Genomic DNA, 13,917 nt, shown 5'->3' on the forward strand with positions numbered 1-13,917 from the left:
GATATGACCAACGTGGCCTGGCGCCCGGACGTCGCGGTCATCGTGCCGAACTACAACAAGAACAAGACCCTGCGGGCGTGCCTGGAGTCGGTGTACGCCCAGACGTACGCCCCGGCCGAGGTCGTCGTCGTGGACGACGTCAGCACCGACGGCTCGGCGGCGATAGCGCGGGAGTTCCCCTGCGCGGTCGTGGTGGCGCCGCGCAACGGGGGCCCGGCGGCGGCGCGCAACCTCGGGGTGGCGAGCACCTCGGCCCCGCTGCTGTTCTTCGTGGACTCCGACACGGCCCTGGCGCCCGACGCGATCCACAACGCCGTCAAGGCGTACCGGGACACGCCGGACTGCGGGATGGTCCAGGGCATCTACGACATCGAGCCGCTGTACGACGACGGCCCGGTGGAGCGGTACCGGGTGCTGTGCGAGCACTACGAGCGCAGCCGGACGGTGGCCACGTTCCTGTCCTGCACGCTCGTCCCGCGGCACGTCTTCCAGGAGGCGGGCGGGCTGGACGAGCGGCTGCGCGACGGCGAGGACTTCGAGTTCGGCACCCGGGTCCCGGCCCGCTACCGGCTGGTGGTGACCACCTCCGTGGTCACGAGGGCCGACGACGAGGACCGGTTCTGGGGCTGCCTGAGGGAGCGGTTCGTCCGCTCCACCACCCTTCCGGTCATCATGGTCAGGGCGCGGCGGCTGCGCGGGCAGGGCACGGTCGGCTTCCAGCTCAACATGATCGGAACAGGGCAGCACAAGCGCCGCAAACCACCCGCGATCTCCTCGGCCTCCGCCACGGCCACCTTCCTGACGCTGCCGCTGGCGTTCCTCAGCCCGTGGCTGCTGGCCGTGCCCGCCGCGGCGTTCGGGATCTTCCTGCACCGCAACCGCAGGTTCGCCGGGTTCGCCCGCGCGCACCGGGGCGCGGGCTTCGCGATGTGGGTGGTGTGGATGCAGCTCTGCTTCCACACCGCGTTCTTCCTGGGCGCCTGCGCGGGGCTGCTGCGCGTGGCGTACGAGCTGGTCCGGCGCCAGGGGGAGCCGATCAGGCCCGGCCTGTCCCCGGCGCCGCCGGCCGGTGCGCACGAGTGAGGACGCTTCGGCCTCCCCGGCTGCCGCGCCCGCTGAAACGGGCGCTGATCGCCGCGTTCGCGCTGGTCGTCGCGGGCGCCATCGCGCTGACGCTGTCGCGGCTGGACTGGAGCGTGGTCGCGGTCCTGTTCGCCCGCCGCGACGCCGGGCAGATCGGCCTCCTGCTCGCCGCCGCCATGCTGGCCAGCATGGCGGGGCTGTCGTTCGGCTTCCTGGCCTGGCGCGGCGTGCTGCTGGAGATCGGCCCGCCGGTCAGCGAGCCCCGGGTGGTCCGGATCTTCTTCGTGGGCTTCCTGTCGAAGTACGTGCCCGGCAGGGTCCCCGGCATGATCGCCGTGACCAAGGTGGCCACGGCCAACGGCGTCACCTTCGGGCGGCTGATGAGCACGGCGGCGCTGACCATGAGCCTGGTGCTGCTGAGCGGGTTCACCGTCGGCCTGCTCGCCGGCGTGCAGATGCTGGGGGAGCAGGCCGCGTGGCTGGTCGCCGCCGCCGTGCTGATCGTGGTCGTCCTGGTCCGGCCGCAACTGGTCAACCAGGGCTCGGCGCTGCTGCTGCGGCTGCTGCGCCGCCCCGCCGCGGCCAGGCCCGCCTCCGTACGCGGCGTGCGGCTGGCGGTCGCCTGGCAGAGCCTGTCCTGGGTGGTCACCGGGCTGCACCTGTGGCCGCTGGCCATCGCCATGGGGGCGCCCCCGGCCCGGTCGCTGGCCCTGTGCGTCGGCGCCTTCACCCTCGCCACGACGCTCGGCCTCGCGGCCGTCTTCGTCCCGGACGGGATCGGCGTCCGCGAGGCCGTGATGACCGCCGCGCTCACCGTGGTGCTCCCCGCGCCGGCGGCGGCGGTGGTCGCCCTGGCCAGCCGCCTGGTCTCCACGGTGAGCGAGGTCGTGCTGGGCGCGACCGCCCTGGCAGCCGCCGAGTACGCCATCCGCCGCCGGCCGGCCGATCGAGCCGGGTGAGACGAGACCCGCTCTCCGGCTGCTATTATGACTGACCAGTCAGTCATTGGAGAGTGATGAGTCCGAGACGAGTGGACAAGACGGCCCGGCGGCAGCAGATCCTCGACGCCGCGGTGCGGGTCTTCGCCCGGCGCGGGTTCGCCGCGAGCCGGATCGAGGACGTCGCCGCCGAGGCCGGCATCGCCAAGGGCAGCGTCTACATGTACTTCGGCAGCCGGGAGGAGATCCTGCGCGCCGCCTTCGAGGCGCTGGCCTCGGCCATGGACCGGCTCCTGGAGGGGGCCCTGTCCGGTACGGGGCCGGCCCTGGCGCGGCTGGACGCGCTCATCCGGGACGTGCTCGCCTCCATCGCCGCCGCCCCCGACCTCGCCCGGGTCCTGCTCGACCTGTGGGGCTCGGGGCGCGACGGCGACGGGCTGCCGCTGGACATGGCCGAGACCTACGGGCGGTACCGCGCGGCCGTCGCCGCCCTGCTGGCGCAGGCGGCGGCCGAGGGGGAGGCCCGGCCCGGCGTGGGCGAGGCGGAGGCGACCGTGATCGTGGGGGCGATCGAGGGGTGCGTGCTGCAGTGGCTCATCGACCCGCGCGTGCCGATCGGGGAACTGGCCGAGCCGCTCGCGGCGGTGTGCCTGCACGGCGTGCGGGGGCGGGACGCATGAGCCGGCCCGCCCCCGCCGGCCTGCTCGACCGCGTGAACGCCCTGCTCGTCGCCCCGGACGCCGGGCGGGGCGAGGCGCTGTCGGCGTACGTCACCGCGTGCGCCGGCGCCGCCTTCGCCGCCTGGCTCGCCGTGGCCGCGGGCTACCCCTGGGCGGCGGTCGCCCTCGTGGCCGTCATCGCCTTCGACCTGTTCGGCGGCGCCGTCGCCAACGTCATCCCCGCCGTCTCACGCCGCTTCCACCGGCCCGGCCGCACCCGGCGCCACCACGCGGCCTTCGTCGCGGTCCACGTCCACCCCTTCCTGATCGCACTGGCCGTGCCCGGCTTCGGCTGGGGGCAGGCCGCCGCCGTGTACGCCATGACGCTGGCGGCGGCGCTGGCCGTGCTCGCGGCGCCCGCCCACCTGCGCCGGCCGGTCGCGTTCGCGCTCACGGTCCTCGCCTGCGCCGTCTGCGTGACCGTGCTCGCGATCCCGGCCGCGCTGGCCTGGTTCGCCCCGATCCTGCTGACCAAGCTGCTGCTGGCCCACCTGCTGCCCGAGCGGACCGGGTGAGGGCCGTGCGGGTCGCCGACACGCCCCGGCCGCCCACCGGCTTTCGCCGCCTGGTGTGGCGGCTGCCGATCCTTCTCTACCGCGTCGGCCTGGACCGCCTGCTCGGCGAGCGCGTCATGTTGCTGACGCACACCGGCCGCGTCTCCGGCAGGCCGCGTCAGGCCGTGATCGAGGTGGTGGCCAGGACCGGAGACGGGTACGTCGCGGCGTCCGGCTTCGGTCCCCGCGCCGACTGGTACCGCAACCTGATGAAGACGCCGGAGGCCGTCGTCCGGGTCGGCGGCCGGGTCGTCCCCGTGGTCGCCCGGCCGCTGACCGGCGCGGAAGGCGGCCGGATCATGGAGCGGTACGCTGCGCGCCATCCCCGCGCCGCGCGGCGGCTCTGCCGCGTCATGGGCTTCGCCGTGGACGGCGGCGTCGCGGACTGTCGCGCGGTGGGGGAGCGCGTCCCGTTCGTGTGCTTCACCCCTTCCGAGAGCTGAAGCCGATTCGCGAACAATGCGGGCGTTTCCCGCGTCATACCGGGCGGTCATGGGCCACCATCGCCGACACGAAGGAGACGCCCGTGAGGTGCGGCGGATACGACTCGTTGAAGACCGTGCTCTCCCTCGTCGCGGCCGCCGCCCTCGGCCCCGGCTGGAGCGGCCCGCAGGAGCAGGGCAGCGGGTTCGGCGGGCCCAACCAGCTCGACGGCTGCGACGCCTTCGCCGATCTGAAGCGCGACCTGGTGGACGTCGCGCCGGAGCCGGGCCTGCTCGCGGCCTACCGGCACGAGGACCCGGACACGGTGCTGAACCAGATCCAGATGGCCGTCGGCGTGGACGACATCGCCACCGCCGAGAAGCACCTGAGCGTCATACGCACGATGCCGTCGGTCTGCCCGACCGGCCAGGTGCTCGGCCAGTTCCCGGTACGCGTCTCCGAGGGCCCGAAACGGGGGCTCGGCGACGAGGAGTTCACCCTGCGCCTGTCGGTGGACGACGGCGGTTCCTCCCCCTTGGAGCTGGACACCGGCTACGTCCGCGTCGGCGGCCTGATCGTGAAGGTGTACGGCACCGCCGAGCAGGTCGAGCGCTACCTGCCCATCGCGGTGGAACAGGCGAGGAAGACCCTGGCGGGCCGGGTGCCCGGGGTGTGACCGGCGGTGGAATCCGGCCGGCGCGTGACTCTGGCCGACACGGGCCGGCGGCTCTACCATTACCGTGGCCGCCCGGTGCCGGGGCGTCGGCGAGGCCGGCAGATCGGATGCCGTCGATGACGGAGGGCGGGCATGCCGAACAGGACCCCTGGGTGGCTGTGGGCCGGGCGGGTCGCCGCCGTGATCATCGTCGCGGGTCTCGTCGTCCACCTCGTCAGGGTGGGGCTGGATGAGGCCGACAAGGTGGGCAGTGCGGTGGGGGTCGTGCTCGCGCTGGCGGCGCTGCTCGCCCCGTACCTGCTGCCGCCGCGCGGCCGGCCGGAGCCGGAACCGGGTCCCGCCCGGCCCGCCGATCCCGCCCAGATCGTCGAGGACACCACCGTGGGCGGCACCACCGTCCAGGTGGCGAAGGTGACGGGAACGCTGAAAGTCGGCTCCGCCCCCACGCCCCGGGCGCCGGCCGAACCGAAGCCGGCCGAACCGAAGCCGGCCGGTCCCGCGGCCCCGCCCGCCGAAGCGACGGCCCCCGGAGCGACGGCCGGTGGCGCGGACGGCGACCAGGGGGCGGGCGGGCAGCACGTGCGCGGCTCGCGGATCGGCGGTCATCTCATCCAGGCGGGTGAGATCGACGGCGATGTGACCATCGGATGACGTCACCGGCGGAGCCCGAGCCGGCCGGTCAGCGGATCGACCGGTCCACGGTGCTGGGCGACGTCTACCAGATCGGCGAAGTGCACGGGGACATGACGATCCACCGTGCCCCGCGGGTGCGCTCGGCGTACCTGCACCAGGTGCGGCGCATCGCGCCGGAGCGGCTGGAGGACCGCGAGGAGGAGCTGGAGGAACTGGCCGCCTTCTGCACCGAGGAGGGGCACGGCCCGTACGCGTGGTGGCGCGCCCCCGCGTGGGCCGGCAAGTCGGCGCTGATGTCGTGGTTCGTGCTGAACCCGCCCGAGGGCGTGGACATCGTGTCCTTCTTCGTCACCGCCCGGTGGGCCTCCCAGGACGACCGGGTGGCGTTCACCGAGGTCGTGATGGAGCAACTCGTGTCCCTGCTGGACACGGAGATGCCGCCGTTCCTGACCGAGACCACCCGCGCGGCGCACCTGCTGGGCCTGCTGGACCGGGCCGCGGCGGCCTGCGCCGAGCGGGGGCGGCGGCTGGTGCTGGTCGTGGACGGCCTGGACGAGGACCGCGGCGTCGTCGCCGGGCCGGAGACCCGCAGCATCGCCGCGCTGCTGCCCGAGCGGCCGCCCTCCGGGATGCGCGTCGTGGTCGCCGGGCGCGGCCACCCCGTGATGCCGTCCGATGTGCCCGATCACCACCCGCTGCGCGACCCGGCGGTGGTCCGGTCGCTCGCCCCGTCCCCCCGAGCACAGGTGATCAAGGTGGACGCGGAGCGGGAGCTGAAGCGGCTGCTGCACGGCACCGGGCCCGAACGAGACCTGCTGGGGCTGGTCGCCGCGGCGGGCGGCGGCCTGAGCGCGGCCGACCTCGCCGAGCTCACCGGACTGGACGAGTACGAGGTCGGCGACCAGTTGCGCGGGGTGGCTGGCCGCACGTTCGCCTCCCGCCGGAGCCGGTGGGCCCCCGACGACCTGCCGGACGTCTACCTGCTCGCGCACGAGGAGCTGCAGCGGACCGCAGTCGGGTTCCTCGGCGGCAAACGGCTGCACCGCTACCGCGAGGCCGTGCACGGCTGGGCCGGACGCCATCGGCGGTCCGGCTGGCCGGAGGGCACTCCGGAGTACCTGTTGCGCGGATACTTCCGGCTGCTGCAGTCCACCGGTGACATCGAGCGCATGGTCGCGTGCGCCACCGGCCGCCTCCGGCACGATCGCATGCTGGACATCACCGGCGGCGACGCGGCGGCGCTCGCCGAGATCACCGCCGCGCAGGAGGCCCTCGCGGCACAGCCGGAGCCCGACCTGCTCGCCCTGGCCCGGCTCGCCGCGCACCGCAACCGCCTGCGTGACCGCAACGCGGACATCCCCGTCGCGCTTCCCGCCGTCTGGGCGGCTCTGGGCCGTCCCGTACGCGCCGAGGCCCTCGCCCGCGGCATCCCCATCCGCCACTGGCGCACCGAGGCGTTGATCGGCGTCGCGGCGGCGACGGCGGCGAGCGGGCGGACGGAGCAGGCCGTGACGCTGGCCCGCGACATCGGGCACCCCGAGGCCATGCTGGCGGTGGCGGACGAGACGGCGCGGCGGGGGGCGTGGCACAGGGCCGTGGCGCTGGCCCGCGACATCTCTCACCCCCACACCCGGGCACGTGCGCTGGCCGCCGTCGTGCGGCGCATGGGCACGGGCGGCTCGCCGGAGGAGGCGGCGGCGCTCCTGGACGAGATCGAAGGGCTCCTCCCGCAGGCCACGGATCTGATCAGTCCGGTGCGGGTCCCCGCGGCCGCGGCACTGGCGGCGGCGTCGGCCGGAGACGGCGCACGGGCCATGGCCTTCGCCGGGCAGGCCGAGACACTGCTCAGCACGGGCTACTCCGCGTTCGTGCCCGAGCGCCGGGCCGACGCCCTCATCCACCTGGTGCGGGCCTGGCTGGCGAGCGGGGATGACGAGGCGGCCGCGTCCCTGATGGGGGAGATCGAGACGATCGCGGCCGGTGCCGATTCCGTCGCCTCACGGGTCCGGCTGCTGGGCGACCTCGCCGCCGCTCTGGCCGATGCCGGGAACCCCGTCCGGGCCGCCATGGTCGCCACGGACGCGGACTCCCTCGCCCGGAACGCGTCCGGCGGGGATGCCGCACTCGCCGCCGCCGTGGACGCCTGGATCGCGGTGGGAGATCGCGGGCGTGCCCGCGAACTGGCCGGCATGCTGGGGGAGCCGCACCTGCGTGCGTCCGCGCTGAGCGTCGTCGCCCGCGCCTGCGCCGAGGCCGGAGACGCCGACGCCCTGCCGCTGGCGCTGCGCGCGGAGGAGCTGTCCCGCGGCGCCGCCGGCGGGTCCGGCGAGGCGATGGCGCTGGCGGTCCTGGCCCGCGCGCTCGCCGCCACCGGTGACCGGGACCGTGTGACGGCACTGGCGGCGAGGATCGACGGTCTCGTCAACCGCGTCGGTCGTTCGGTGACCCGGGCCACCGTGCTGATCGAACTCCTCCGCGCCCTGGCCGCCACCGGAGACCTGACCCGCGCCGGCGCGATCCGCGACCTGCTCGCCGGCATCCCGGACCCGGACGCCAGGGCCGCTCTGTGCGGCGATCTCGCCACGGCGCTCGCGACCGGCGGGGACTACAAGGGGGCGGAGCGCGTGGTGGAGGACGTCCCGCCGCGGGTGCGCTTCCCGGCGCTCGCGGCGACCTGCGGTGTCATGGCACGCCGGGGCGATCACGACCGGGCCGTGGCCACGGCGGCCCGGATCGGCGGGCTCTTCGAGCGGGCCGAGGCGTACGGCGACCTGCTGCGCCTGGCCTGGCCGGATCGGCCCGGTCACGCCGCCGCGCTGATCGGCCGCATCGAGGACCTCGCCGGCCGGGGCGTCAATCCCGTCGAACGCGAGGCGGTGACCGCGGCCGTGGCGCACGCCCTGGCCGTGAAGGGCGAGCACGATCGCGCGTGCTCGATCGCCGACGGGCTCACCGAGCCCTGGGCGCGGGCGGGGGCGCTGGCGGACGTCGCCGCGGCGATCGGAGCGCGCGATCCCGCCCGCACCCTGCAGCTGACCGGCGCGGTCGAGGAAGTGATCGACGAGGTGCACGCCCCGCCGGTCCTCATCCGGGTCCTGGTCACGGCGGCGCGGGCCGCGGTCGCGCTGGGGGACGGCGACCGTGCCCTGACGCTCGTCGCGCGCGTCGCCGACGAGAATCGCAGTGCCGGCCTGTCCCGGATCGACGACCCGTTCGACCCCGGCGCCCGCAGGCTGGTGGACGCCCTGGCCGAACTCGCCGCGGCCGTGCCCGCCGCCCCGGCGCAAGCCCTGATCGCGCAGGCGTTCGCCATCTGGCACTGGAGCACGCCGCTGTGCGGCCTGGCACGGGTGGACCCGGTCGCCCTCGCGGCGCTCGCCGACGAGCTGCCCGCCGGCCCCTGACCCGCCGGCCCCTGACCCGCCCTCTCCGAACCGGCGTGCCACGGCATGGACCCGGCCGGCATGGAACGGGCGCGGCGCCGTCGTCGCGCCGCGCCCGCCTGTGTGTGGTTCCCGGGCCGCCTCAGCGGATGGTGTAGCCGCCGTCCACCAGGATGTCCGCGCCGTTGATCATGTCGGCGGCGTCGGAGGCGAGGAACAGGGCCGTCGCGGCGATCTCCTCCGGGAGGGCGAAGCGGCCGGTGGGGATCTGGGCCTTCAGCGCGTCGCCCTTGGGGCCCTCCCACGCCTTGCGCCCCAGGTCGGTGAGGACGACGGTGGGGGAGATCGTGTTGACGGTCACGCCCCGGCCGGCCCATTCGGAGGCGAGCACCTTCGACAGGCCGACCACGCCGAACTTGGAGGCGCAGTAGGCGGCGTGCTGGTCCAGGGCGACCGTTGCGGCCTGCGACGCCAGGTTGATGATCTTGCCGCCGCCCGCGCCCAGCATGTGCCGCCCGACCTCCTGCGAGACCAGGAACGTGCCCTTGAGGTTGATGGCGATCGTCTTGTCGAACGCGCCGACCTCCAGGTCCTCGGCCGGGGCCAGGATCGCCACGCCCGCGCTGTTGACCAGGATGTCGATGCGGCCGTACGCGGCGAGCACCGCCTGCACCGCGGAGCGCACCGCGGCCGGGTCGGACACGTCGCAGGCGAATCCGGCGCTTTCGCCGCCGAGCTCCTGCGCCTTCTTCGCCGCGGCCTCGCCGTCTACGTCCACCACCGCGACCCGGGCGCCCTTCGCGACGTAGGTCTCGGCGATGGCCGCGCCGATGCCCGACGCGCCGCCGGTCACCAGGGCCACCTTGCCCGTGAGCCCGAAGTTCAGGTCAAGCGCCTTCTCGCCTGCCGTCATGTCCTTCACTCCTTGGTGTCGGTCTGTGCGTCCTGCCCCGGGCCCCGTTCGGCGACGAGGAGGGACCGGCGCACCAGTTCCTCCCCCTGCCGCAGGGTCTCGGCCTGGTCGGCCTGGTCGTGCCCCAGCTCGTAGTCCAGCAGGGTGCGGACCTTCGCCGCGGAGCTGGAGTTCTGGTCGAACCGGTAGCCGAGCCATTCGGAGGCCAGCCGGCGGGCCAGCTCCAGGCCCACGACCCGCTGCCCGAAGCACAGGATCTGGGCGTTGTTGCTGAGCACCGAGCGCTCGACGGAGAAGCTGTCGTGCGCCGTCACCGCGCGGATGCCCGGCACCTTGTTGGCGCTGATCGCGACCCCCAGGCCGGTGCCGCACACCAGCAGCGCGCGGTCCGCCTCCCCGGCGGCCACCATCCGCGCCGCCGTGACCGCGATGTGCGGATACGGTGTCGTGTCCTCGGCCCCGACCCCGATGTCGATCACGCTCTCCACGCGGTCGTCGGCCTCCAGGTCGGCCCTCAGGACGTTCTTGTACTCCAGGCCGGCATCGTCGCTGCCGACGATGATCCGCCACTTGTCAGGCATGACCCCCCTATCCCTTCGTGTTGTGCGGCTCAGCGGGCGGGCTCCAGGACGCCCGCGACCGCGCGGGCGCACAGGGCGAGCGACGTCGCGCCCGCGTCGGGGGTGCCCACGCTGCGCTCGGCCAGCGGCCGCGCCCGGCCGACCTGAGGCCGCAGCTCCGCGGTCGCGCGGGCCGCGGCCTCGCCGGCCTCCGCGGCATCGCGCCATGCCGCCGGCAGTTCCGCCCCTCCTCGGACCCGCTCGGCGAGCACCTCCGCGAACGGCGCGAAGGCGTCGATCATGGTCTTGTCCCCCGGCTTCGCCTTGCCCAGGCCGGTCAGCGCCTCCAGCCCGGCCAGCACGGCGTCCGCGACGTCGGAGCCGGAGACGTCCTCGCGGTCGTCGCCCAGGCGCTCGCCGATCGCGCACAGCGTGGCGCCCCACAGGACCCCGGACGTGCCGCCCGCCTTGGCTGCCCACGCCTCGCCCGCCGCGACCAGGACCGACCTGGCGCCGGCGCCCGCTGCCGCCGCGTCGCGCCCGGCCGCGAGCGCCGCCTGCGTGCCCTTGACCATGCCGCGGCCGTGGTCGCCGTCGCCGGCGACCGCGTCGATCCGGCCCAGCTCGGCCTCGGCGTCCTTCATGGCCGCCGCCATGGCCTCCAGCGCCGAGACGACGACCCGGCCGCACGCGCGGGACCCGGGCGTGCTCGGCCGGATCGCGGTCGCGTCGCCTCCCAGCGCGGCCCCCGTACGCCGGGCCGACGCCGCGGCGGGCCGCACCTGGCCCCTGCGGAAGGCCGGCGTGTCGGCCGGGGCGCACCACAGCCGCTCCAGTTCCTCGTCCAGGAAGACCAGGGTCAGCGAGCATCCGGCCATGTCCAGGCTGGTGACCAGCTCGCCCACCTCCGGGGCGACGACCTCCAGGCCCTCCTCGGCGAGCAGCGCGGCCACCGTGCGCCAGACGACGAACAGCTCCTCGTACTTGGTGGTGCCGAGCCCGTTGAGGATCGCGCCGACCCGGTTGCCCGAGCCCGCCGGCTTCTCGGCCAGGACCCCGGACACCAGCCGCCTGGCCAGGTCCGCCGCCCGCGGCAGCGCGTCCTCGCCCACGCCGGGCTCGCCGTGGATGCCCAGGCCCACGCCCATCCGCCCGGGGGGAACGGTGAACAGCGGCTCGGCCCCGCCCGGCATGGTGCAGCCGGCGAAGGCCACGCCCAGCGTACGGGTGCGGTCGTTGGCGTGCCGGGCCACCCGCTCGACCCCGTCCAGGTCGTAGCCCTCCTCGGCGGCGGCGCCCGCGACCTTGAACACCACGAAGTCCCCGGCGATCCCGCGGCGCTTGGCGACCTCCGACGGCGGCGCGCTGGCGATGTCGTCGGTGACGAACACGACCCGGGTGTCGATGCCCTCCCGGCGCAGCCGCTCCTGGGCGAGGGTGAAGTTCATGACGTCGCCGGCGTAGTTGCCGGTGGAGAACAGCAGCCCGGCGTCCCCGGCGGCCGCCTTGCCCACCGAGTACGCGTCCTGCGCCGAGGGGGAGGTGAAGATGTTGCCGACGACGGCGCCGTCGGCGAACCCGTGCCCGACCACCCCGCAGAAGGCCGGGTAGTGCCCGGACCCGCCGCCGACCACGACGGCGACCTTCCCCGGCGGCGTCTCGGTGGCGCGCACGACACCGCCCGGCACGCCCACGACGGTGTCCCGGTGCACGTCCAGGAAGCCGGCGAGCATGTCGTCGGTGAAGGTGCTGGGGTCGTCGTACAGACGAGTCATGTTTTCGTTCTCCCTTCGCTCGCGAGCCCGCTGGTCAGCGCTGCGGGTTGATCACCGATTTGACGGCGAGCGGGTCGCGCTCGCCGGCGAGCAGCGCCGCCTCCGACTCCGCCAGCGCGAAGTGGCCGGTGACGATGGAGTCCACATCGACCCGCCCGGACGCGGCGAGCGCGATGGCGGTGGGCCAGGTGTTCGCGTAGCGGAACGTGCCCGTGACCTCGATCTCGCGGCTTTGGATGTGGGTCAGCGGCAGCGGCAGGTCCTCGCCCATGCCGACCAGCACCGCGCGGCCCGCCCTGGCCAGGGTGCGCAGCCCGTCGGCGGTGGCGGCCGGGTGGCCGGAGCACTCCAGCAGCACGGTCGGCTCGAACCCGGCCTCCCGCAGCGGGGTCTCGGCGACGTTGACGGTCGCGGTCGCGCCCAGGTCCGCGGCGAGCTTGAGGCGGTGCGGGTTGACGTCGGACACCACGATCTCGGTGGCGCCGAACGCGCGGGCGCACTGCGTGGCGACCAGGCCGATCGGGCCCGCGCCGGTGATCAGGACCCGGCTGCCCGCGCTGACGTGCCCCTTCAGGTTGGCCCAGACGCCGACCGACAGCGGTTCGAGCAGGGCCGCCGCGTCGTCGGAGATCGAGTCCGGCACCGGGTGCGCGAACGACTCGTGCACGGCGACGTACTCGGCGAGGGAGCCGTCGATCGGGGGCGTGGCGTGGAAGCGCATGGACGGGCACAGGTTGTACCGGCCCGCCAGGCACTCCGAGCAGGTCAGGTCGGGCACGCCGGGCTCGACGGACACGCGCTGGCCGACCCTGGAGGCGTCCACGCCGGCGCCCACGCCGACGATGACGCCACCGGACTCGTGCCCGAGCACCATGGGCCGCTCGACCACGAAGTCGCCGATGCGGCCGTGCTGGTAGTAGTGGACGTCGGAGCCGCAGACGCCCACCGCGTTGATCTGCACCAGCACCTCGCCAGGTGCCGGCTCCGGGACGGGGCGCTCTTCGATCGCCAGTTGCCGGATTCCGCGCAGGACCGCTGCCTGCATCATGGTCATTGAGGTTCTCCTGGGGTGGGCGGTGCTTCGTGGGCGGTCACGGCGCGGCGGGCGGCCGTTTCCCGGCCGCCCGCGCGCTGCCTATCCGGCCAGCTCTTCGTTGGCGATGTCGCCCGACTTGAGGTTCGCCTCGATCAACTGGGGCAGCGTGGCCAGGAACTCGTCGCGCTTGGTGACGACGTGCTCCATGTAGGTGTCCACGTTCTCCGGGGTGACCTTGGGCATCAGGTAGACCGGGTTCTTGTTCACTTCCTCGCCGCGGGCGATCTTGGCGGCGACGGCCAGCCCGGTGGCCAGCTCGACGGTGCCGTGCTGGAGGTTGGTGCCGATGAAGTCGCCGCTCTTGACGGCGTTGAGACCGTCCTCGATGCCGTCCACGCCCACGATCGGGATCTTCACGCCCGCCTCGCGGGTCGCCTGGAGGGCGCCGAGGCCCATGTCGTCGTTCTCGGCCACGATGCCGTCGATCTGGTCGCCGAAGCTGGACAGCCAGTTCTTCATCTTGTTGACGGCCTCATCGCGCTTCCAGTTGGCCGTGTCCTTGGCGAGGATCTTGATGTCGGGGTACTTGGCCAGCACGTTCTGGATGCCCTTGGTACGGTCCAGCTCGCCCGACTGGCCCAGCGGGCCCTGGAGGACGACGATGTTGCCCTTGCCGCCGAGGTGGTCGGCCATCATCTGCATCTCCTGCTCGCCCGCCTTGACGTCGTCGGGCAGCACGGTGCCGGCCAGGTCCTTGCTGTCGAGCCCGGCGTTGACGGCGAGGAACGGGATGTTCTTCGCCTTGGCCGCGGCGACCTGCGGGGCGAGGGAGTCGGCCTGGACCGGCACGACCATGATCGCGTCCACGCCGGCGTTGATGTACTGGTCCACCTGGTTCGCCTGGGTGCTGACGTCCAGGTTGGCGGAGTTCCACAGGACCTCGATGTCGTTCGCCTTGGCGTACGCGTCGATGCCCGCCTTGCCGGCGGTGATGAAGGACGACATGTCGTAGACGCTGATGCCGACGCGGATGCGGTCGCCGCCCGACTCGCCCGAGCCGCCGGCGGCGGCGTTGGGGTCGCCCGCTCCGCAGGCAGAGGTGGCCAGCAGTGTCACGCTGGCCGCGGCGAGGGCGATGGCACGCAAACTCCTGATGCGCATGGAAAACTCCAGTGGTACGGCGGAACGTTCGTCCGGGGGTGATGTGCGGGGATGAGGGGGCGG

13 protein-coding genes are annotated in these 13,917 nt (G+C 74.3%); 8 read left to right on the forward strand and 5 right to left on the reverse strand.

All coding sequences use genetic code 11. The features are described 5' to 3' along the window. Window positions 1–3 precede the first annotated feature (3 nt). The 8 genes from HNP84_RS21015 (at window position 4) to HNP84_RS21050 (ending at window position 8,430) form a co-directional block, all read left to right on the forward strand. Complete coding sequence (locus HNP84_RS21015) at window positions 4–1,083, forward strand: glycosyltransferase (RefSeq protein ID WP_185051457.1); 1,080 nt, start codon at window positions 4–6, stop codon at window positions 1,081–1,083. After that, the gene (locus tag HNP84_RS21020; protein ID WP_185051458.1) at window positions 1,080–2,042 is read left to right on the forward strand and encodes a lysylphosphatidylglycerol synthase domain-containing protein; all 963 of its coding nucleotides are present in this window, start codon (window positions 1,080–1,082) and stop codon (window positions 2,040–2,042) included. Before HNP84_RS21015 ends, HNP84_RS21020 begins: the two co-directional genes overlap by 4 nt. A 56-nt stretch (window positions 2,043–2,098) precedes the next feature. Continuing rightward, window positions 2,099–2,701, forward strand: coding sequence for a TetR/AcrR family transcriptional regulator (locus tag HNP84_RS21025; protein WP_185051459.1), 603 nt, complete (start codon window positions 2,099–2,101; stop codon window positions 2,699–2,701). Then, window positions 2,698–3,255 carry a hypothetical protein gene (locus HNP84_RS21030; RefSeq protein WP_185051460.1) on the forward strand — a complete coding sequence of 186 codons (558 nt, stop codon included), beginning with the start codon at window positions 2,698–2,700 and terminating at the stop codon, window positions 3,253–3,255. Before HNP84_RS21025 ends, HNP84_RS21030 begins: the two co-directional genes overlap by 4 nt. Window positions 3,256–3,260: 5 nt before the next feature. Continuing rightward, on the forward strand, window positions 3,261–3,737 hold the full coding sequence (locus HNP84_RS21035) for a nitroreductase family deazaflavin-dependent oxidoreductase (protein WP_185051461.1): 477 nt from the start codon (window positions 3,261–3,263) through the stop codon (window positions 3,735–3,737). 83 nt (window positions 3,738–3,820) lie between these two features. Continuing rightward, window positions 3,821–4,393 carry a hypothetical protein gene (locus HNP84_RS21040; protein WP_185051462.1) on the forward strand — a complete coding sequence of 191 codons (573 nt, stop codon included), beginning with the start codon at window positions 3,821–3,823 and terminating at the stop codon, window positions 4,391–4,393. A 132-nt stretch (window positions 4,394–4,525) separates the two neighbouring features. Continuing rightward, the gene (locus tag HNP84_RS21045) at window positions 4,526–5,044 is read left to right on the forward strand and encodes a hypothetical protein (protein WP_185051463.1); all 519 of its coding nucleotides are present in this window, start codon (window positions 4,526–4,528) and stop codon (window positions 5,042–5,044) included. Next, the gene (locus HNP84_RS21050) at window positions 5,041–8,430 is read left to right on the forward strand and encodes a hypothetical protein (RefSeq protein WP_185051464.1); all 3,390 of its coding nucleotides are present in this window, start codon (window positions 5,041–5,043) and stop codon (window positions 8,428–8,430) included. The genes HNP84_RS21045 and HNP84_RS21050 overlap by 4 nt, the downstream gene beginning before the upstream one ends. Window positions 8,431–8,551: 121 nt before the next feature. On the opposite strand, the gene HNP84_RS21055 is transcribed toward HNP84_RS21050, so the two are convergent. From HNP84_RS21055 to HNP84_RS21075, 5 genes are all read right to left on the reverse strand, one after another. Further along, a complete protein-coding gene (locus HNP84_RS21055; RefSeq protein ID WP_185051465.1) occupies window positions 8,552–9,322 on the reverse strand; it encodes an SDR family oxidoreductase in 771 nt (256 codons plus the stop codon). Between the two features lie 5 nt (window positions 9,323–9,327). Continuing rightward, window positions 9,328–9,903, reverse strand: a complete 576-nt coding sequence (locus tag HNP84_RS21060) for a ribose-5-phosphate isomerase (protein WP_185051466.1) — start codon at window positions 9,901–9,903, stop codon at window positions 9,328–9,330. 29 nt (window positions 9,904–9,932) lie between these two features. After that, window positions 9,933–11,657, reverse strand: a complete 1,725-nt coding sequence (locus tag HNP84_RS21065) for a dihydroxyacetone kinase family protein (RefSeq protein WP_185051467.1) — start codon at window positions 11,655–11,657, stop codon at window positions 9,933–9,935. A 34-nt stretch (window positions 11,658–11,691) separates the two neighbouring features. Continuing rightward, entirely contained in the window at window positions 11,692–12,711 is a 1,020-nt protein-coding gene (locus HNP84_RS21070) for an NAD(P)-dependent alcohol dehydrogenase (protein ID WP_221336515.1), read from the reverse strand. Window positions 12,712–12,792: 81 nt separating this feature from the next. Next, window positions 12,793–13,854, reverse strand: a complete 1,062-nt coding sequence (locus tag HNP84_RS21075; protein WP_185051468.1) for a substrate-binding domain-containing protein — start codon at window positions 13,852–13,854, stop codon at window positions 12,793–12,795. Window positions 13,855–13,917: the final 63 nt, after the last annotated feature.

Origin of the sequence: Thermocatellispora tengchongensis, from assembly GCF_014202315.1 — a bacterium.
Lineage (GTDB): Bacteria > Actinomycetota > Actinomycetes > Streptosporangiales > Streptosporangiaceae > Thermocatellispora > Thermocatellispora tengchongensis.